The sequence below is a fragment of the Gilliamella sp. CG35 genome (assembly GCF_046635745.1).
Classification (GTDB): domain Bacteria; phylum Pseudomonadota; class Gammaproteobacteria; order Enterobacterales; family Orbaceae; genus Gilliamella; species Gilliamella apicola_I.
Genome location: NZ_JBIDFH010000021.1, coordinates 1 through 18,584, shown reverse-complemented (window position 1 = coordinate 18,584; position 18,584 = coordinate 1). Strand labels below are relative to the sequence as shown.

The 18,584-nt window shown below is 35.5% G+C and carries 19 protein-coding genes and 1 riboswitch; of the genes, 11 read left to right on the top strand and 8 right to left on the bottom strand.

Annotated elements, in window-relative coordinates:
* The 3 genes from mreD to ACGH4F_RS09190 form a co-directional block, all read right to left on the bottom strand.
* Complete coding sequence (gene mreD, locus ACGH4F_RS09200) at positions 1–486, bottom strand: rod shape-determining protein MreD (protein ID WP_267349693.1); 486 nt, start codon at positions 484–486, stop codon at positions 1–3.
* On the bottom strand, positions 473–1,315 hold the full coding sequence (gene mreC, locus ACGH4F_RS09195; protein WP_065558741.1) for a rod shape-determining protein MreC: 843 nt from the start codon (positions 1,313–1,315) through the stop codon (positions 473–475). The genes mreD and mreC overlap by 14 nt, the downstream gene beginning before the upstream one ends.
* A 142-nt stretch (positions 1,316–1,457) precedes the next feature.
* Positions 1,458–2,501 (bottom strand): rod shape-determining protein, encoded by a 1,044-nt coding sequence (locus ACGH4F_RS09190; protein WP_065558742.1) that lies wholly within the window; start codon positions 2,499–2,501, stop codon positions 1,458–1,460.
* A 363-nt stretch (positions 2,502–2,864) separates the two neighbouring features.
* On the opposite strand from ACGH4F_RS09190, the gene accB reads away from it, so the two are divergent.
* Complete coding sequence (accB, locus tag ACGH4F_RS09185) at positions 2,865–3,329, top strand: acetyl-CoA carboxylase biotin carboxyl carrier protein (protein ID WP_065558743.1); 465 nt, start codon at positions 2,865–2,867, stop codon at positions 3,327–3,329.
* A 41-nt stretch (positions 3,330–3,370) separates the two neighbouring features.
* Positions 3,371–4,717 carry an acetyl-CoA carboxylase biotin carboxylase subunit gene (gene accC, locus ACGH4F_RS09180; protein ID WP_065558744.1) on the top strand — a complete coding sequence of 449 codons (1,347 nt, stop codon included), beginning with the start codon at positions 3,371–3,373 and terminating at the stop codon, positions 4,715–4,717.
* Between the two features lie 132 nt (positions 4,718–4,849).
* On the opposite strand, the gene ACGH4F_RS09175 is transcribed toward accC, so the two are convergent.
* Both ACGH4F_RS09175 and ACGH4F_RS09170 read right to left on the bottom strand, forming a co-directional pair.
* Complete coding sequence (locus ACGH4F_RS09175) at positions 4,850–5,620, bottom strand: ABC transporter permease (RefSeq protein ID WP_267349698.1); 771 nt, start codon at positions 5,618–5,620, stop codon at positions 4,850–4,852.
* Complete coding sequence (locus ACGH4F_RS09170; protein WP_267349700.1) at positions 5,613–6,557, bottom strand: ABC transporter ATP-binding protein; 945 nt, start codon at positions 6,555–6,557, stop codon at positions 5,613–5,615. Before ACGH4F_RS09170 ends, ACGH4F_RS09175 begins: the two co-directional genes overlap by 8 nt.
* A gap of 232 nt (positions 6,558–6,789) precedes the next feature.
* Between ACGH4F_RS09170 and mog the strand changes: the two genes are divergently transcribed.
* From mog to cysS, 5 genes are all read left to right on the top strand, one after another.
* Positions 6,790–7,359 (top strand): molybdopterin adenylyltransferase, encoded by a 570-nt coding sequence (gene mog, locus ACGH4F_RS09165; RefSeq protein WP_267359471.1) that lies wholly within the window; start codon positions 6,790–6,792, stop codon positions 7,357–7,359.
* 205 nt (positions 7,360–7,564) lie between these two features.
* Complete coding sequence (gene argR / locus ACGH4F_RS09160; protein WP_267359469.1) at positions 7,565–8,023, top strand: transcriptional regulator ArgR; 459 nt, start codon at positions 7,565–7,567, stop codon at positions 8,021–8,023.
* Between the two features lie 110 nt (positions 8,024–8,133).
* A riboswitch (Lysine riboswitch) is annotated at positions 8,134–8,308 on the top strand.
* 81 nt (positions 8,309–8,389) lie between these two features.
* Positions 8,390–9,751, top strand: coding sequence for a lysine-sensitive aspartokinase 3 (gene lysC, locus ACGH4F_RS09155; RefSeq protein WP_267359467.1), 1,362 nt, complete (start codon positions 8,390–8,392; stop codon positions 9,749–9,751).
* Positions 9,752–10,061: 310 nt separating this feature from the next.
* Positions 10,062–10,304, top strand: a complete 243-nt coding sequence (locus tag ACGH4F_RS09150; RefSeq protein ID WP_065558750.1) for a GlsB/YeaQ/YmgE family stress response membrane protein — start codon at positions 10,062–10,064, stop codon at positions 10,302–10,304.
* A 282-nt stretch (positions 10,305–10,586) separates the two neighbouring features.
* Entirely contained in the window at positions 10,587–11,978 is a 1,392-nt protein-coding gene (gene cysS / locus ACGH4F_RS09145) for a cysteine--tRNA ligase (RefSeq protein ID WP_411590969.1), read from the top strand.
* A 46-nt stretch (positions 11,979–12,024) separates the two neighbouring features.
* Here cysS and trmJ read toward each other — a convergent pair whose 3' ends face one another.
* On the bottom strand, positions 12,025–12,711 hold the full coding sequence (gene trmJ, locus ACGH4F_RS09140; protein WP_411590978.1) for a tRNA (cytosine(32)/uridine(32)-2'-O)-methyltransferase TrmJ: 687 nt from the start codon (positions 12,709–12,711) through the stop codon (positions 12,025–12,027).
* A gap of 332 nt (positions 12,712–13,043) precedes the next feature.
* On the opposite strand from trmJ, the gene raiA reads away from it, so the two are divergent.
* The 4 genes from raiA (at position 13,044) to ACGH4F_RS09120 (ending at position 16,848) form a co-directional block, all read left to right on the top strand.
* Positions 13,044–13,376 carry a ribosome-associated translation inhibitor RaiA gene (raiA, locus tag ACGH4F_RS09135; protein ID WP_065558752.1) on the top strand — a complete coding sequence of 111 codons (333 nt, stop codon included), beginning with the start codon at positions 13,044–13,046 and terminating at the stop codon, positions 13,374–13,376.
* A gap of 101 nt (positions 13,377–13,477) precedes the next feature.
* Entirely contained in the window at positions 13,478–14,629 is a 1,152-nt protein-coding gene (gene pheA / locus ACGH4F_RS09130; protein WP_411590967.1) for a bifunctional chorismate mutase/prephenate dehydratase, read from the top strand.
* Between the two features lie 15 nt (positions 14,630–14,644).
* Complete coding sequence (gene mutY / locus ACGH4F_RS09125) at positions 14,645–15,682, top strand: A/G-specific adenine glycosylase (RefSeq protein ID WP_411590966.1); 1,038 nt, start codon at positions 14,645–14,647, stop codon at positions 15,680–15,682.
* Positions 15,683–15,807: 125 nt separating this feature from the next.
* The gene (locus ACGH4F_RS09120) at positions 15,808–16,848 is read left to right on the top strand and encodes an NADH:flavin oxidoreductase/NADH oxidase (RefSeq protein ID WP_411590964.1); all 1,041 of its coding nucleotides are present in this window, start codon (positions 15,808–15,810) and stop codon (positions 16,846–16,848) included.
* 59 nt (positions 16,849–16,907) lie between these two features.
* On the opposite strand, the gene ACGH4F_RS09115 is transcribed toward ACGH4F_RS09120, so the two are convergent.
* Positions 16,908–18,092 carry an FAD-dependent monooxygenase gene (locus ACGH4F_RS09115; RefSeq protein ID WP_411590962.1) on the bottom strand — a complete coding sequence of 395 codons (1,185 nt, stop codon included), beginning with the start codon at positions 18,090–18,092 and terminating at the stop codon, positions 16,908–16,910.
* 7 nt (positions 18,093–18,099) lie between these two features.
* The gene (gene tatA, locus ACGH4F_RS09110) at positions 18,100–18,273 is read right to left on the bottom strand and encodes a twin-arginine translocase TatA/TatE family subunit (RefSeq protein WP_411590960.1); all 174 of its coding nucleotides are present in this window, start codon (positions 18,271–18,273) and stop codon (positions 18,100–18,102) included.
* Positions 18,274–18,584: the final 311 nt, after the last annotated feature.

Below are 18,584 nucleotides of genomic sequence, written 5' to 3'. Positions count from 1 at the left end.
TTAATTGATCGCAAAGCTTCGTCTCACTAGTCGTAAAAATAGGTAAATTACTATCCATAATACTCCGTCAACAAAGCTTGATAGTAAATTTAATGGGGACATTGTTATAGTATGATAAATACTGACCTGAAATAAAAACATCAATAAATTATAACAAATTGATATGCCAAAAATAATAAAGCATTGTTGCCATAATGCTAAATTACGTATCAACTGGTATTTAAAAATCAGTAAATAAGCAATAATAGAAAAAATAAATGCATGGATACCGATTATCGTACCGGAAAAGAGATCCATAATAATGCCTAGAATAAATGCTGTCCCTATACCAACACGATGCGGAAGCGCAATTAACCAATAAGCTAAAAAGAGCATTAGTACATGTGGCTTGTATATATTATAAGATGGTGTCCAAGGTATAATTTGTAAACATAAACCTAAAAATAACGTTATCCAAATAACCAGTATTCCTCTAGGGTTTTTCATGTTGTTCTCCTTGATCGCCCCATAATAGTAATAGATAACGTAGTCGTTTTAAATCAGCAGTCGGAGTAGCTGAAATAATGGGTGATGAATCACTGATATCAATTTTAACTGAACTTACTACCGCAACAGGATAGCCTTCTGGAAATCGACCATCTAGCCCCGATGTGACAAGAACATCACCAACTTTAATATCAACATTATTCGGTAAAAAATCGAGTGTTAAATCATTATTACATCCATTACCGACAGCAACCATAGCAATATCATTTCTTTGCACTTGAACAGGTATGGCATGTTGAAAATCACAAACTAAAATAGCTCGACTCGTGTTTTGAGCTGTCTCATAAATCTGTCCAACAATACCTTTTTCATCAATCACAGGTTGCCCAACATATACTCCTTCATGTTGCCCTTTATTGATAACGATCTGATAAGCGTAAGGATTAGTATCAGCTAATAAAACTTGAGCAGCCATTTTATGCTCTTCATGCCATAAAGGTGCTTTCAATAATTCCCGTAATCGATTATTTTCGTGTCTTAAATGTGCAAGTAATAGCAGATCAGCTTTTTTATTTAATAATTCTTCAGATAATCTTTCGTTTTCATTGACTAATTCTTCTCTGGATTTCGACATTTCATAGAGTGAATCATACGATGCTGCCGGTGAATTAGAAATGTAATAAAGTGGCGAAATAATAGTATCAAGATAATATCGAATTTCTTTAAATGGACGATAATTAACATCAAAAACTATTAAAATTAAAGCAAGTGCCATAGAAATAAATAGTTGCACACTAAGCGGTGAACGATTAGAAAAAAGTAATTTCATTGTTCAATACTTACCTGTTATATACTTAAGCGCTATTGATACAAAGATGTGACTCCGTCGACAATGTCGACGGATAAGAAAGTATGATATTGAATAATTTACCACTTTATTGCACTAAATGAAATGGTAACTAAGACAAATCTTAATCTTCACTGAAAAGATCACCACCATGCATGTCAACCATATCCAGTGCTTTTCCTCCGCCTCGTGCTACACAAGTAAGCGGATCTTCAGCGACAACAACATGGATACCCGTTTCAGCGGCTAACAATTTATCGATATTACGTAATAACGCACCACCACCTGTTAATACCATACCATGTTCAGAAATATCAGAAGCAAGCTCTGGCGGACACTGCTCTAAAGCGACCTTGACAGCACTCACGATACCACTTAATGGTTCTTGTAACGCTTCTAAAATTTCATTCGAGTTCAACGTAAAGCTACGAGGAACACCTTCTGCTAAATTTCGACCACGAACTTCAATCTCAAGAACTTCATCGCCCGGATAAGCGCTACCAATGAAATGTTTAATTTTTTCGGCTGTTGCTTCTCCAATGAGAGCACCATAATTACGACGAACATAGTTGATAATAGCTTCATCAAATCGGTCACCACCTATTCGAGCAGAAGCAGAATAAACCACACCATTAAGGGAAATCACCGCAACTTCTGTTGTTCCGCCGCCGATATCAACCACCATCGATCCCGTTGGTGACGAGACGGGTAAGTCTGCACCAATAGCGGCTGCCATTGGTTCTTCAATTAAATAGACTTCACGGGCACCTGCCCCTAATGCCGATTCCCGAATAGCACGACGTTCAACCTGTGTTGCCCCAACAGGCACACAAACAAGAACACGCGGGCTAGGCCTTAAAAAGCTATGGCTGTGCACTTGGCGAATAAAATACTGTAACATTTTTTCTGTGACAGAAAAGTCAGCGATAACACCATCTTTCATTGGTCTAATAGCTGCAATATTACCTGGAGTACGCCCTAACATCTGTTTCGCAGCCTGTCCGACAGCAGCAACACTTTTCGGTGTTCCAGAACGATCTTGTCGAATGGCAACAACGGAAGGTTCGTTTAATACGATCCCTTGCCCTTTTACATAAATAAGTGTATTGGCTGTACCTAAATCAATAGATAAATCATTTGAAAACAAGCCGCGAACTTTTTTGAACATAATAAAAACTTTTCCTAGAATTAATCTTGTTTAAGTATATTTAGAGTTTGAAGCAAGCTAATTATAAAATATAATTTTCTTGTAAAATCGGTCAAAATAATATCTTATTTAGTCTGTCAATTCCATAGCAAGCCTCAATAATAATTGAGTTATAATATTGTATCGCAATTATAAAATAATACCTAGAAAATAGTATAGCAATAGATTGTAAAGGAGATATATAATGACAAATTATATTTTACAGTGTATCCTGCGGCGTTAATGTTGAGTTACTGCCTTATTATCACGTTAAAAGATTTCTTTTAAGATATTAAGGATGCATTAATTAATTGTTACTTATATCAAATAAACACGGTGTAATTCATGGATATACGCAAAATTAAAAAATTAATTGAGTTAGTTGAAGAGTCAGGTATTTCAGAACTTGAAATCTCTGAAGGTGAAGAATCAGTACGTATTAGCCGTTCAGTGGCAACAACAAGCTATTCTGCGCCTGTGCAAAATATTCAAATTCCTCAAGCTGCTCCTGTTGTAGTAACATCAGCTTCTTCTAATGGAGAAGTGGCTAATGAAGTCGAGCCTGTTGCTGTTTCTGGAACAACAATAAAATCCCCAATGGTTGGTACTTTTTATCGTACACCTAGCCCTGAATCAAAAGCGTTTGTTGAAGTTGGGCAAACAGTGAATGTGGGCGATGTACTTTGCATTGTCGAAGCGATGAAAATGATGAATCAAATTGAATCAGAAAAAGCTGGGACTATTAAAGCTATTTTAGTTGAAAATGGTCAACCCGTTGAATTTGATCAACCATTATTCATTATTGAATAATCAGAATTTATTAATTAATTTTTACGATTAAGAGATTGAATATGCTTGATAAAATTCTTATTGCTAATCGCGGTGAAATTGCGCTACGTATATTACGTGCATGTAAAGAACTTGGCATTAAAACTGTTGCTGTTCATTCTTTGGCAGATAAAGATTTAAAACATGTCTTACTTGCAGATGAAACTGTCTGTATCGGTCCTGCAGCGTCTGCCAAAAGCTATCTTAATATACCGGCATTAATTTCAGCGGCCGAAGTTACCGGTGCAGCTGCGATTCATCCTGGATATGGATTCTTATCAGAAAATGCTGATTTTGCAGAGCAAGTTGAACGTTCTGGTTTTATTTTTGTCGGTCCAAAACCAGACACGATTCGTTTAATGGGTGATAAAGTATCTGCGATTGAAGCCATGAAAAAAGCAGGTGTGCCTTGTGTACCTGGTTCTGATGGTCCATTGAGCAATAATATTGATACAAATAAACAGATAGCCAAAAAAATAGGTTATCCCGTCATTATTAAAGCCTCAGGTGGCGGTGGTGGTCGTGGTATGCGTATTGTTCGTGATGAAAAAGATCTAGAACAATCCATTAAAATGACCAAATTAGAAGCCAAAACTGCCTTCAATAATGATATGGTTTATATGGAAAAATTCCTTGAAAATCCACGTCATATTGAAATACAAGTGCTTTCTGATGGTCAAGGTAATGCAGTTTATTTAGGTGAGCGCGATTGTTCAATGCAAAGACGTCACCAAAAAGTGGTAGAAGAAGCTCCTGCTGTTGGTATTACGCCTAAAATGCGTAAATTTATCGGGGAACGTTGCGTTAATGCTTGTATTGAGATTGGTTATCGTGGCGCAGGTACATTTGAGTTTTTATTTGAAGATGGCGAGTTTTACTTCATTGAAATGAACACGCGTATTCAAGTAGAACATCCTGTAACTGAAATGATAACTGGCGTTGATTTGATTCGAGAACAAATCTTAATTGCCGCTGGCAAACCACTTTCAATCAAACAGAGTGATATTCATATTAAAGGTCACGCGATTGAGTGTAGAATTAACGCAGAAGATCCAAAAACATTTATGCCATCACCGGGTAAAATTACTCGTTTTCATGCGCCGGGTGGGTTTGGTATTCGTTGGGAATCTCATATCTACGCTGGTTATACCGTACCACCATATTATGATTCAATGATTGGTAAATTAATTGCCTATGGTGAAACTCGTGAAGTGGCGATCGCTCGTATGAAAAATGCGTTAGCTGAACTCGTTATCGATGGTATCAAAACCAATATTGATCTTCACATTGAAATTATGAATGATAAAAACTTCCAAAAAGGTGGAACAAATATCCATTACTTAGAGAAAAAACTAGGTATTTATGAGTAGTCCATTAATGTCTAATCTCGACAATATATTGTTATTTTAGCGTGTTAATTGCTTGATTTGTCCAATCATTAACATAAAACTTAACGGTTCTACTTATCCGCCGACTTATGTCGGCGGTGTTATTTTTACTGCTTAACTTCTTAATCCTTTACCACTTTCAATCAAACGCCACACAGCGATATATAAAATCACCACAAACAAGATAAGCATTGAAAAAGTGATCCATAGTGAAACATCTGTGGTACCAAGAAAACCATAACGAAAACCATTAATCATATAGACAATAGGATTTAATTTAGATACCCATTGCCAAAATGTTGGCAGTAACGTGATTGAATAAAATACCCCCCCAAGATAAGTTAATGGCGTTAACACAAATGTTGGCACAATACTAATATCATCAAATGTTTTAGCATAAACTGCATTTAACAGTCCAGCTAACGAGAATAGTATTGAAGTTAATAGTAGTGTGAAAATAACGAATACCCAAGAATGAACTTCATAAGTCACAAAAAAAAGGGATACCATTGTCACTAAAGCACCAGTTAAAATACCTCGAATAACGCCACCACCAACAAATCCCCAAATTAAGATATGTGTTGGTACAGGTGCAACTAAAAGTTCTTCGATATTACGTTGAAATTTAGCACTAAAAAATGATGAACAAACATTTGTATAAGAGTTGGTAATTACCGACATCATAATTAATCCCGGTACAATAAATGCCATATAACTATGACCACCCATATTGCCAACTCGTGACCCAATTAAATTGCCAAAGATAATAAAGTAAAGTGACATAGTTATAACAGGAGGAATTAAGGTTTGAATCCAAATTCTTAAAAATCGTATCACCTCTTTACGCCAGATACTTTTTAGGGCTATCCAGTATAAGTTATTCATTATCGGCTCCTTTTGTTTGAGTATCATTACGCACTAAATCAACAAATAACTCTTCAAGTCGATTGGTTTTATTGCGCATACTGATAACTTTGATTTGTTGTTGATTAAGTTGCTCAAACAATTGATTTAATCCATGCTGTTTATCGACTTTAACTTCCAACACGCCTGGCTCTACATTGGTAAATGCATAATCGTTTAAAACTATAGGCTGACTGGTTGGTAAATAATCGATAATAATCGTTTCAGATTGACTATTCGCCAGTAAATCACGCATAGAGGAATTAGCAATGAGTTCACCATGTTGAATAATACCAATATGCCGACATAACATTTCTGCTTCTTCTAAATAATGTGTGGTCAAAATAATCGTAATACCCTGACGATTGATTTCTCTTAAAAAATCCCACATAGAACGTCGTAATTCAATATCAACCCCTGCCGTTGGTTCATCAAGAATTAATAATTTAGGTTCATGAACTAATGCTCTTGCTATCATGAGTCGTCTTTTCATGCCACCTGATAACATACCTGCTCGGCTATTACGCTTATCCCAAAGATCTAAAATACGTAAATATTTTTCAGCACGTTCAAGTGCTAATTTACGGGGTAATCCGTAATATCCACCTTGGTTTGCAACAATTTGCAGTACTTCTTCAAACTGATTGAAATTAAATTCTTGAGGCACTAACCCTAACTGCCTTTTGGCGTTGACAATATCTTTATCTAAATCAAATCCAAAAATTTTAACTTGACCCGATGTTTTGGTAACCAAAGAACTTATGATTCCAATCGTAGTGGATTTTCCAGCACCATTAGGCCCAAGCAGTGCATAAAAATCACCAGCTTGTACAGTTAAATTAATACCTTTTAATGCTTCTACACCATTTTTATAAATTTTTTTGAGTTCAATTAACTCAAGTGCAGGAATAGATGACATGGATGTATCCTAATTGAATATTTTATAATTAAATTGCTATAAAATCCTATTTGATGTGAATTAATATTGACAATATAATTATTCATTGTAAAGCGCTTTTTAGCATTATTTGAATTGATTATATGGCACCCCATTAACAAAACATAAAAAAGATTAATGTTTGTTAAAATCAACTCACAAACGCTTAAACTAAGTTAAGTTAAAATAAATCATTAAGTAAGGAAAGAATATTATGATTAAGATTGGGTTGGTTTCGGTATCAGACCGTGCATTTAATGGTGTATATGAAGATGAAGGAATTCCATCTTTAATTACCTGGTTAACAAAAACATTAAAAACCCCGTTTGAAACCCTACCGCGTATTATCCCTGATGAACAACCGTTAATTGAACAAACCTTATGCGATTTGGTGGATAAATTACATTGTGATTTAATACTGACAACTGGCGGAACAGGGCCAGCTTTAAGAGACGTCACACCCGATGCAACAATAGCGATAGCCGATCGTATTTTACCTGGCTTTGGTGAACAAATGCGTCAAATTAGTTTGCATTTTGTGCCCACTGCAATTCTATCCAGACAAATCGGTGCAATACGAAACAAATGTTTAATTCTGAATCTACCTGGCAGACCTAAATCTATTCAAGAAACATTAGAAGGTGTGAAAGATAATGCTGGGAATGTGATTGTAAATGGTATTTTTGCCAGTGTGCCTTACTGTATTGAGCTACTAGAAGGACCATACATCGAAACACATGAACATGTTGTTAAAGCTTTTCGACCGAATAAACCTGTAAAATAGAAACTTTAGTTTTATGCAACTTTGATGCATAATTATCTAATAAAATAAACTGCTTTTATTTCTCCATTCGATAAAAGTTTTTGTGCAATAAAAGATAACTTCTGACTTCTATATTGTTATATCTGATTGATTTTAAAATTTTAAGCAATGTTTATAAATAAAATTGAATGTCAAAACAGTAAAACATTTAATCCAAAGGAACACTATGAAACAAGATGATTTCACTCGCGTATTTAAAGAGATGCTAAGTCAAGAAAAATTTAGTTCACAAGTTGAAATTGTTCAAGCTCTTCAAGATCAAGGTTTTGACAATATTAATCAATCTAAAGTATCAAGAATGTTAACTAAATTTGGTGCCGTGAGAACACGAAATGCCAAATCGGAAATGGTTTATTGTTTACCCGCTGAAATCAGTGTTCCAACGACAAGCAGCCCATTAAAAAATTTGGTTTTAGACATTGATTATAATAGTTCAATGGTCGTCATTCGAACTAGCCCAGGCGCTGCGCAACTTATCGCAAGATTACTTGATTCAATCGGAAAATCAGAAGGTATTTTAGGTTCCATTGCTGGCGATGATACAATTTTCAGTACACCAACGAAAGGATGTACGGTGAAAAAATTATATCAAATTATTCTTGAGCTATTTGAACAGGAATTATAAAAACTGATCAGTTAACTTTTTTGTTATTATTTGAATTTTTAATATTTAACCTATTGACACAATTAACAGAATCGTTAATTCTATACATACTGATTTTGTAATTTAAATCACAAGAACGAAGAGGCGCATTACTCAGGTAGATTATTTTAGGGGCTGGAACCGTTTATAAATGATTGAGGGGATGTAATGCCGAGATTTAATTGATAATCCAGAACTCAGTTAGATCGACTGCAAGGGCTGAATCCCTTGGGTTGTCACCCTAACAGGTGGAGCGCTTCAGGGTTTTACTCATTTTCCTTAACGGTAAATAAGTCATGACCTCGCTCTAACTCTGTTAAAAATAATAATTTTTAATATGAGGAATTCATGGAAACATCATTTGTAATTGCTAAATTTGGTGGTACCAGTGTTGCCGATTACCAATCTATGGTAAACAGTGCAAATATCGTTGTCACCAATCCGAATGTCAAAGTTGTGGTATTATCTGCCTCTGCAGGTATTACAAATTTATTAGTAGCTTTAGCTGAAGGGCGAGATGCTGAAGTAAGAGCACAACACATCGCGAAAATTCAATCTATTCAATATAGTATTTTAGAACAACTTCCTCAAAATCCTACATTACGTGCTGAGATAGATCAGATAATTGCTAATATTGCCTCTTTATCAGAAGCCGCTAGTCTCGCTACATCATCCGCCCTAACCGACGAACTTGTCAGTCATGGCGAAATTATGTCTTCTAAACTTTTTGTAGAAATATTGAAAGAAAAACAGAAAAATGTGTTATGGTTCGATGTGCGTAAAGTCATGCGGACGGATAATAAGTTTGGTAAAGCCACACCAATAATTGAAGATATTAAACAACTCTGTTGTGCACATTTAAAATCATTGTATGCCAATAACATTATTGTTACACAAGGATTTATTGGTTCTGAAAGCACCGGTAAAACCACTACCTTAGGTCGAGGTGGTAGCGATTATACTGCCGCTTTGCTTGGTGAAGCATTAAATGCAACACAAATCGATATTTGGACAGATGTTGCAGGTATCTATACTACCGATCCTCGAATTGCGCCATCCGCTAAACGCATTGACGAAATTTCTTTTGCTGAAGCGGCTGAAATGGCAACATTTGGCGCTAAAGTGTTACATCCTGCAACACTGGTGCCAGCTGTTCGAAGCAATATCCCTGTATTTGTCGGGTCGAGTAAAGCGCCACAAGCAGGCGGAACAATTGTTTATAATACCAACAGTATCAAATCCGATCTGCCATCATTTAGAGCATTAGCATTGCGCCGCAAACAAACCTTACTTACGTTAACTAGTTTAAATATGTTACATGCACAAGGCTTTTTAGCGAATGTGTTTACAATACTGGCTAAACATAATATTTCTGTTGATTTAGTCACAACGTCAGAAGTCAGCATTGCATTAACCATTGATACGACAGGAACCAACACCAATGGCACCAGTTTATTAACTAAAGCACTATTTGATGAGCTTTCCACACTTTGCCATGTCGATGTTGAAGAAGATTTAGCTCTAATTGCCATTATTGGTAATAAACTGACTTCAACCAAAGGTATAGCCAAAGAAGTATTTGGTGTCTTAGATGATTTTATCATTCGACTTTGCTGTTACGGTGCTAGCACGCATAACCTTTGTTTATTATCAAGAAGTAATGATGCGGAAGACATCATTAAAATTCTCCACAAAACAATTTTTGAATAATACTCTCTATGAGGAAGATAATCTCTTCCTCTTTATCTGCTAGTTCAAGATAAAATCCATACTAAGCTAAAAAATAAATTGTAAAGCTTAATAAAATATCTAAACATTTAATAAAAAAAATTATAGAATATAGCTAAATTATTTTATGCCGTACGTTCATAAAACTGTTCTCTATTTATCAATTGTCATCAATCTTCATCTAGTTTTGTTATTAGTAATTTATACGTTTAAAAAGTGTATTACTTTTTTTAATTCAATTTACTACATCTGTAAACTAACATTAAATACAACAAAATAAGGGTAAATTATCATGGGTATTATAAGTTGGATTATTCTAGGATTAATTGCCGGTTGGATTGCTAAATTTTTCATGCCTCTAGGCAGTGTTGGGGTGGTGAAAACCATTCTACTCGGTATCGCGGGAGCCTTGGTAGGAGGATATATAAGTACTTTCTTCGGCTGGGGAAGCGTCACTGGATTCAATTTCCCAAGTTTGTTTATCTCAGTATTAGGGGCGATTTTATTAATCTATCTTTATCGTCTTTTCAGATAAAAAATTCGTTTCAAATCAAAATTGGCGGATTTCTTCCGCCAATTAATTAATGCAATTATCAAAATAATTCTTATCGATAATTCAATGAATTTTATTTTTTGGTTTAGCATCAGTTACCATACTCACCGCTTTTAAACCTACGCTTGTAGCATCAAAAAACCGAATGACATAAATTAGATTCCTTTCATTTTCGTTGTAAAGATGTGAATAAGTAATTTCGTCATATGGCGATTTTTGTTATATTAATCTCCAAAATCACTTATTAATAAATAGTAAACTAGAATGCTTAAAATATTCAATACATTATCTCGAGAAAAAGAAGTATTTCAATCCATTACCCCCAATAAAGTCGGGCTTTATGTCTGTGGTGTGACGATTTACGATCTTTGTCATATTGGTCATGGGCGCACTTTTGTCGCATTTGATGTTGTTTCTCGTTATCTGCGTTTTTTAGGTTATGACTTAACTTATGTCCGTAACATTACCGATATTGATGATAAAATCATTAAAAGAGCCCTTGAAAATGGCGAAACCTGTGAACAATTGACCGAACGTATGTTACAAGAGATGTATGCTGATTTTGATGCATTGAATATTAAACGTCCTGACGTTGAACCTCGTGCAACTCAACATATGCAACAAATTATTGAATTGGTTGAAGAGTTAATAAAAAAAGACCATGCTTATATTGCTGATAATGGCGATGTAATGTTTTCCGTCGATAGTGATCCTAATTATGGTATTTTATCTCGTCAAAATTTAGAACAGCTACAAGCGGGTGCCCGTGTTGATGTTGTTGATGTAAAACGCAATCCAATGGACTTTGTGTTATGGAAAATGTCTAAACCAAACGAACCAAGTTGGGATTCACCATGGGGTAAAGGTCGTCCTGGTTGGCATATTGAATGTTCAGCAATGAATAGTTACCAATTGGGTAATCATTTTGATATTCATGGTGGTGGGTCTGATTTGATGTTCCCACACCACGAAAATGAAATTGCTCAATCAACTTGTGCTCATGATGGACAATATGTAAATTATTGGATGCATTCGGGTATGGTAATGATTGACCAAGAAAAAATGTCAAAATCACTAAATAACTTTTTCACGATTCGTGATGTATTAAAGCATTATGATGCAGAAACAGTTCGCTATTTCTTATTGTCAGGTCACTATCGCAGTCAACTCAACTATAGTGAAGAAAATCTAAAACAAGCCAGAATGGCACTAGAGCGTTTATATACAGCTTTACGGGATACCGATCCTAATCATCCTCATAACACACCAGACAGTGATTATTACCGTCAATTCTGTCAAGCAATGAATGACGACTTTAATACACCTGAAGCCTATTCCACACTATTTGATCTCGCGCGTGAAATTAATAAAGCAAAAGCGGAAAATGATATGGCGCATGCCAATGAATTGGCAGCCGAATTACGCTATTTATCCGCTGTTCTAGGTTTATTAGAACAAGATCCAGTCAAATTTTTACAAGGCGAATCACAAGACGATGTTGATAGCACCTTAATTGATGCTTTGATTCAACAACGTAATGAAGCCCGCGCCAGTAAAAATTGGGCGTTAGCCGATGAAGCCCGAGATAAACTAAATGCTATGAATATCGTGCTTGAAGATGGTGCGAATGGCACGACTTGGCGCAAAAAAAGTTGATGATATAAGCTAAAACACCCATTTAAAAATGGGTGTTGATAATCATCTATCTTAATTTTTTATCCACTGACGTTAAAATACCCCGTAAAATATTTAACTCTTGTTGCTCAATCCGTGCGCGAGTAAATAACCGACGTAAGCGCCCCATAATTTGACCGGGGTGATTAGCATTAATAAATTCAGTTTTCAACAAAGTTTGTTCTAAATGCTGATAGAAACGTTCGATGTCTTCATCTTTGGGAAACTCAATACTATTTATATCAGCCTCTTGTTCAGTTAAAACAGAACCAATATTTAACATCGACATTCGTATTTCATAACAAAGCACTTGTACTGACATCGCCAAATTCAATGAGCTATAAGCTGGATTTGCAGGAATCCCAACATGATAATGGCACTTTTGCAACTCCTCATTAGTTAATCCCACTCGTTCACGACCAAAAACCAAAGCAACATTTGCATCATTATTAGATGCTTCTTGAATAATTTTATCGCCACACTCTTTTGGTGTTAAATTCGGCCACTGTAAACTGCGAGGACGAGCACTAGTCCCGATCACTAACCGACAATCTGCAATCGCCTCATCCAAAGATGAAAAAATTTGGGCTTGTTTTATAATATCACTCGCTCCAGCTGCTAAAGAAATAGATTGAGAATCTGGTTTTATTACTGGGTTAACCAAACAAAGATGCGTTAATCCCATTGTTTTCATTGCTCTAGCGGCTGAACCCATATTACCAGTATGCGAAGTTTCAACTAAAACAATCTTCACGTTATCTAAATAATTCACAATATCCTCATTAAAAAGTATCGAGTTCCTATTAGAACCAAATAGTTAACAGTATATAGGAAAAAGATGGCAAAATGCAGATTTGAAATCTGATTGATTAAAATCAGCAGAAATTATTTTGAATGTTAATCACAAAATTTACAGAATAAATAAATAACTGATTGACGAAACTGCAATAATTTGCCAATGTAGAGGTAGAAATCCCCCATTGAGTTAGCTCAATTTGTTAGCGAATTTTTTAGTAAACTTTTTAGTAAACATAGTGGAGGTCAATCATGACGTTAAGTATTACCAGTAAACAAATGGACATTACTCCTGCAATTCGTCGTTATCTTGAAGATAAGTTTTCGAAACTAGATAAATGGAGAGCACTGTTAATCAACCCTCACTTTATATTATCGAAGGAACCTGATGGATTTATTATTGATGCCACCATTGCAACCAAAGGCACACCGTTAGTTGCTTCAGCTAAACACATTGATATGTATGCAGCAATTAATGATCTTATTGGAAAACTCGAAAAACAACTCAATAAGATTCAGCATAAAGGGGAATCTCGCCGAGCCTTTGATAGCATCAAAGGAGCCGTACTGGAAGAGCAAGTTTAGAAAATAGATGATCACAAATAAATTAAAAGGCACTTTGATAGTGCCTTTATTTTTTTGCTTGTTATAATATTACACATCTATTTTTTACTTAATTAAGCCAAATGACTGTTAATCCTTTACTACCCTTGCGAGATAAAATTAATGAAATTGATGCGAAATTATTAGAGCTTGTAGCTAAACGTCGCCAAATTTCAACACAAGTCATTCAAACAAAAATTGAAGCCAACATTCCTGTGCGTGATTTAGAACGTGAACGCTCATTAATCAATTCACTTATTCATCAAGGAAAAGACTATCATCTTGATGATATTTTAATAAAACGTCTATATCAGGTTATTATTGAAGATTCCGTTCTACTACAACAAAAGATCTTACAAGAAAAACTTAATCACAACACCATAGCGACGGCAAAAGTTGCTTTTTTAGGGCCCAAAGGCTCTTACTCCCACTCTGCTGCGCGACGTTATGCGAGTGCTCACTTTGAAGAAATGACGGAATCTAGTTGTTCAACCTTTAAAGATGTTTTTGAGCAAGTCGAAAAAGGAGTGGTGGATTTTGGTATTTTACCTATCGAAAATTCAAGCTCTGGTTCGATTAATGAAGTTTATGATCTTTTACAAAAAACCAATTTACATATCATTGGTGAACTTTCATTACCTATAGATCACTGCGTACTTGCTGTTGCTGATGCCAAACTGGAGCAAATTGACACTATTTATAGTCATCCACAACCATTTCAACAATGCAGTAACTTTTTAGAAAAATCACCTCATTGGAAAATTGTCTATTGCGACAGTACCTCGTCAGCTATGGAGATGGTAGCAAGCCTCAATAAGCCAAATGTTGCAGCAATGGGTAACAAAGATGGCGGTGAATTATATGGACTACAAGTACTTGAACATGATTTTGCTAATCAAAAAGAAAATATCACTCGCTTTATTGTGTTAGCTCGACAACCTGTTGACGTTTCAAATCAGATACCTGCTAAAACAACTATCCTAATGAAAACAGGTCAACAAGCTGGGGCTTTAGTTGATGCATTACTAGTATTGCGCAATCACAACATTGTCATGACAAAGCTGGAGTCTCGACCAATCCATGGTACGCCATGGGAAGAGATGTTTTATATCGATCTACAAGGTAATCTAAATTCTCATGAAATGCAAACTGCGCTCAAGGAACTCTCAGCTATTACCTTATACACCAAAGTGCTTGGCTGCTATCCAAGTGATTCCATTTCTTCTCTCATGTAATATATTATTGACATTATGCAAAAATTTTCAAATGCCGTGCTCAAGTGGTATGAACAGTACGGCAGAAAAACGTTACCATGGCAAATTGAAAAAAGTTCTTACCATGTTTGGTTGTCTGAAGTGATGCTCCAACAAACTCAAGTTGCAACTGTCATCCCCTACTTCAATCGTTTTATTGAGCATTTTCCGAAGATAACCGATTTAGCACACGCCCCGATTGATGATGTGTTACATTTGTGGACTGGATTGGGTTACTATGCTCGAGCCCGTAATTTACATAAAGCGGCGAAAATGGTTACTGACAAGTTTAAAGGTCACTTCCCTACTTTATTTGATGATGTCGTTGCCTTACCCGGGGTTGGGCGGTCAACTGCTGGCGCAATTTTGTCGCTATCTCAAAACCAACATTACCCTATTTTAGACGGTAATGTAAAACGGGTTTTAACACGCTTTTTTGCTGTTGAAGGTTGGACTGGCAATAAAAGCATTGAAAACAGACTTTGGCAATTGAGCGAACAGGTCACACCAAAGCATGATGTAGCAAAATTTAATCAAGCGATGATGGATATAGGCGCAATGGTTTGCACTCGCACCAAACCTAAATGTAACTTATGCCCACTACAAAGTGATTGTATCGCTTATCAAACAAACAGTTGGCAACAATATCCTACCAAAAAAACGAAAACAACAACTCCTGAAAAATCGGCTTATTTTTTGATGCTAGAATACAACCAGAGTATATGGCTTGAAAAACGACCGCCATCGGGTATCTGGGGCGGTTTATATTGCCCACCACAATTTGCTACAAAGCAAGCATTAATCAATTGGCTAAACGATTGTGGAATTCAAACAACTCCACCACAACAATTGATTTCTTTTCGCCATACTTTTAGCCATTTTCATTTAGATATCATACCGATTCATTGCATCATGGTTAACAACACGAAATATTTAGATGAAAGTAATGGCTATTGGTATAACTTAACAACAGAAAATGCGAAAATTGGCTTAGCAACACCCATTTACAATTTATTGAAGCAATTGAATTCATGATTGATTAAATGAGCTTAAAATTGATCGGTTGGTTAACTATCGGTTAAATTAGCGATATTATAGCTTAATTATTCTTCACAAAAAGTTGAGAATCTATTGTTCACCAATAATTTAAGGAATTCTATATGGCTAAAATATCTTATTTAAATACGCCTTTTACGATTAAAAAATTATCATTAAAAAATCGTATTGTTATGCCTCCAATGTGTCAATATCAAGCTAAAGATGGTTTACCAAATGATTGGCATTTTGTTCATTACGTTTCAAGAGCTGTTGGGGGCGTTGGTTTAATTATTGTTGAAATGACGAATGTTGCACCAAATGGACGAATCTCGCCAAATTGTCTAGGCTTATGGAATGATGAACAACGTGATCAGTTTAAACGCATTGTTGATGCCGTTCACGCCCAAAATGGTAAAATAGCCATTCAAATTGCCCATGCAGGTCGAAAAGCGTTGGGAGCTGATGATGTGGTATCTTGCTCTCCCCTTCTTTATGACGGCACTAACGAAGCCAATAAACAGTGGCAATATCAAATGCCAAGAGAATTATCAAAAAATGAAATCGCTGACATTATTCAAAAATTTAAAGAATCAACCCAACGGGCCGTTGAAGCTGGTTTCGATGCAATTGAAATCCATGGCGCACATGGTTACTTAATACATCAATTCAGTTCACCTAAAACCAATTTACGAACCGATGAATATGGTCAAGATAAGTTACTCTTTGGAGAACAAGTTATTAAAGCCGCTAAATCGGTTATGCCACCTGACATGCCGTTAATTATTCGGTTTTCAGCGCAAGAATATGGTAAAGATGGATATAGTATTGATTATGGATGCAAAATAGCTAAACGTTTTGCAGATGCGGGCGCTGACGTTTTAGATGTGAGTGGTGGCGGTGACGGACAACTTGATCCAGCTCACACCCCTGATTTTCATGCCGGTTATCAAGTTTACTTGGCTAGCGCTATCAGACAATCGATAGATTTGCCAATAATAGCTGTTGGTATGCTTGAGGATCATTACTTAGCCGATTACGTTTTAAGCCGAGGTGATGCAGATTTGATAGCTGTTGGTCGAGGCTTATTAAATGATCCATATTGGCCTTTACGTATTCCTTCATCGCCATTTGTTCCGGCATCTTATCAAATCGCCTTTAAATAACTTAAGCTAAAATTTTACTTCCTGTAGCACACGCTACAGGATAATAAACATCAGCAAATTTATATCTTCATGGCATATTTAATTAACTGTTTTTTTAATGGAGAACAATAATCAATAGTATTCATGCCTACCGTTCTTAGTGCCTTCTTGAATAAATTATCCCCATTAAACATATCTTGAATAGTTTGCATTGCAGTTAACATCACCACCGCATCTTTACGACGCGTAAACTGAAATGATTTTAGATTACTGACTAAACCAATATCCTGATTTGCATCAATTAATTTTTTTATTGTCGATACTAACAAGGCCGAATCTTGAAAACCTAAGTTGACGCCTTGCCCGGCTAAAGGATGAATTGTGTGCGCTGCATCGCCAACTAAAACTAAACGATGTTTAATAAACTGCTTGGCAAACCGTGCTTTCAAGGGAAATATCATTCTCGGATTAACCAACTGACAAAAACCTACTTTATCACCTGTTAATTGAAATAATTGATGAGAAAAGTCGGTTTCAGATAACAAAGCTAAATTAGCTGCATTATCAGGTTTAGTTGACCATACTAAACAACTTTTATTAGGATGATAAAGGGGAAGAAAGGCAACAATACCATTGGGATAAAAAATTTGTTTTGCACAAGCATGATGAGGATATTCGGTTTCAACGGTTGTAATAAGTGCGTGATGAATATAATTACGTTCTAAAACCGAAATATTTTCATGCTGACGAATCCATGAATTTGCACCATCTGCACCAATAATAAGTTTCGCTGGTAAAGTAACCTGATCTGCCAAGGTCAAAAAAGCACTATTATCATCGAATACACTATCTATCACTTCTTGACTATAAATCGTTATGTTGTTACTAGCTAAAGCATAATGATATAAATAATGAGACATAACGTGATTTTCAATGATATAACCTAAATTTTGATAACCATAATCCTTAGCCTGTGCTGATAAATGAGCCTGCCCATTCTTTTCCCACACATCAATTTCAGTAAACTCTTGCACACGACCACTTAAGCAAAGTGCATTCCATACACCAATTTGAGCAAAATAGCGCTGGCTAGCACCATTTAGCGCTGAAGCTCTGACCCCAATCTTATCCTTTGGCAAACTTTCATGTTGGTGAATATTTTTATCAATAATGGCAATTTTCAAATCATAATGACTTAAAGCACAAGCCGTTGCCAAACCTACTAAGCCACCCCCAACAATGGCGACATCAAATTGAATTCTCATAGCTCAATTATTTATTATCTAATTTAGGATCATTCTTAGATTCAATATCTTCACTCATCTCCTTTTTAAACCCTTTCAGCGCCGAACCTAAATCAGATCCTAAGTTTCGTAGTTTTTTAGTACCAAATAACAAGACGACAACAGCAAGAAAGACTAAAAGATGTGGGATACTAAATGACATAATAAAATCCTCTTTATTAAATTTTATTAATTCGTCTAACAATAGAATTGTAAACAAATGGTATATATATTTATACATTATACCTTTTAAGGGATGATTTCATAAGAAGTTTAAGCAAAAAAAAAGACCTGCATATAAATATACAGGCCAACATGAAATATAAGGAATATAAGGAAAGAAAACAATGAAAAATCCTTACACTGCTTATTATCCATTTTTTTTCGTTTCAGTCAACGTTTTTATTTGTTTTTTTATTTATTTTAAATTTTAAAAGAAAAAGGTCAAAAACAAGAATTAAATCTTTTAAAATC

Excerpts from the sequence above, each read along its gene's own strand:
- ACGH4F_RS09190 (WP_065558742.1), bottom strand. The coding sequence starts at position 2,501 with ATGTTCAAAAAAGTTCGCGGCTTGTTTTCAAATGATTTATCTATTGAT.
- mutY (WP_411590966.1), top strand. The coding sequence starts at position 14,645 with ATGCAAAAATTTTCAAATGCCGTGCTCAAGTGGTATGAACAGTACGGC.
- pheA (WP_411590967.1), top strand. The coding sequence starts at position 13,478 with ATGACTGTTAATCCTTTACTACCCTTGCGAGATAAAATTAATGAAATT.
- lysC (WP_267359467.1), top strand. The coding sequence starts at position 8,390 with ATGGAAACATCATTTGTAATTGCTAAATTTGGTGGTACCAGTGTTGCC.
- ACGH4F_RS09170 (WP_267349700.1), bottom strand. The coding sequence starts at position 6,557 with ATGTCATCTATTCCTGCACTTGAGTTAATTGAACTCAAAAAAATTTAT.
- cysS (WP_411590969.1), top strand. The coding sequence starts at position 10,587 with ATGCTTAAAATATTCAATACATTATCTCGAGAAAAAGAAGTATTTCAA.
- accB (WP_065558743.1), top strand. The coding sequence starts at position 2,865 with ATGGATATACGCAAAATTAAAAAATTAATTGAGTTAGTTGAAGAGTCA.
- ACGH4F_RS09175 (WP_267349698.1), bottom strand. The coding sequence starts at position 5,620 with ATGAATAACTTATACTGGATAGCCCTAAAAAGTATCTGGCGTAAAGAG.
- mreC (WP_065558741.1), bottom strand. The coding sequence starts at position 1,315 with ATGAAATTACTTTTTTCTAATCGTTCACCGCTTAGTGTGCAACTATTT.
- raiA (WP_065558752.1), top strand. The coding sequence starts at position 13,044 with ATGACGTTAAGTATTACCAGTAAACAAATGGACATTACTCCTGCAATT.
- mog (WP_267359471.1), top strand. The coding sequence starts at position 6,790 with ATGATTAAGATTGGGTTGGTTTCGGTATCAGACCGTGCATTTAATGGT.
- ACGH4F_RS09120 (WP_411590964.1), top strand. The coding sequence starts at position 15,808 with ATGGCTAAAATATCTTATTTAAATACGCCTTTTACGATTAAAAAATTA.
- trmJ (WP_411590978.1), bottom strand. The coding sequence starts at position 12,711 with ATGGGTTCAGCCGCTAGAGCAATGAAAACAATGGGATTAACGCATCTT.
- tatA (WP_411590960.1), bottom strand. The coding sequence starts at position 18,273 with ATGTCATTTAGTATCCCACATCTTTTAGTCTTTCTTGCTGTTGTCGTC.
- argR (WP_267359469.1), top strand. The coding sequence starts at position 7,565 with ATGAAACAAGATGATTTCACTCGCGTATTTAAAGAGATGCTAAGTCAA.
- ACGH4F_RS09115 (WP_411590962.1), bottom strand. The coding sequence starts at position 18,092 with ATGAGAATTCAATTTGATGTCGCCATTGTTGGGGGTGGCTTAGTAGGT.
- ACGH4F_RS09150 (WP_065558750.1), top strand. The coding sequence starts at position 10,062 with ATGGGTATTATAAGTTGGATTATTCTAGGATTAATTGCCGGTTGGATT.
- accC (WP_065558744.1), top strand. The coding sequence starts at position 3,371 with ATGCTTGATAAAATTCTTATTGCTAATCGCGGTGAAATTGCGCTACGT.
- mreD (WP_267349693.1), bottom strand. The coding sequence starts at position 486 with ATGAAAAACCCTAGAGGAATACTGGTTATTTGGATAACGTTATTTTTA.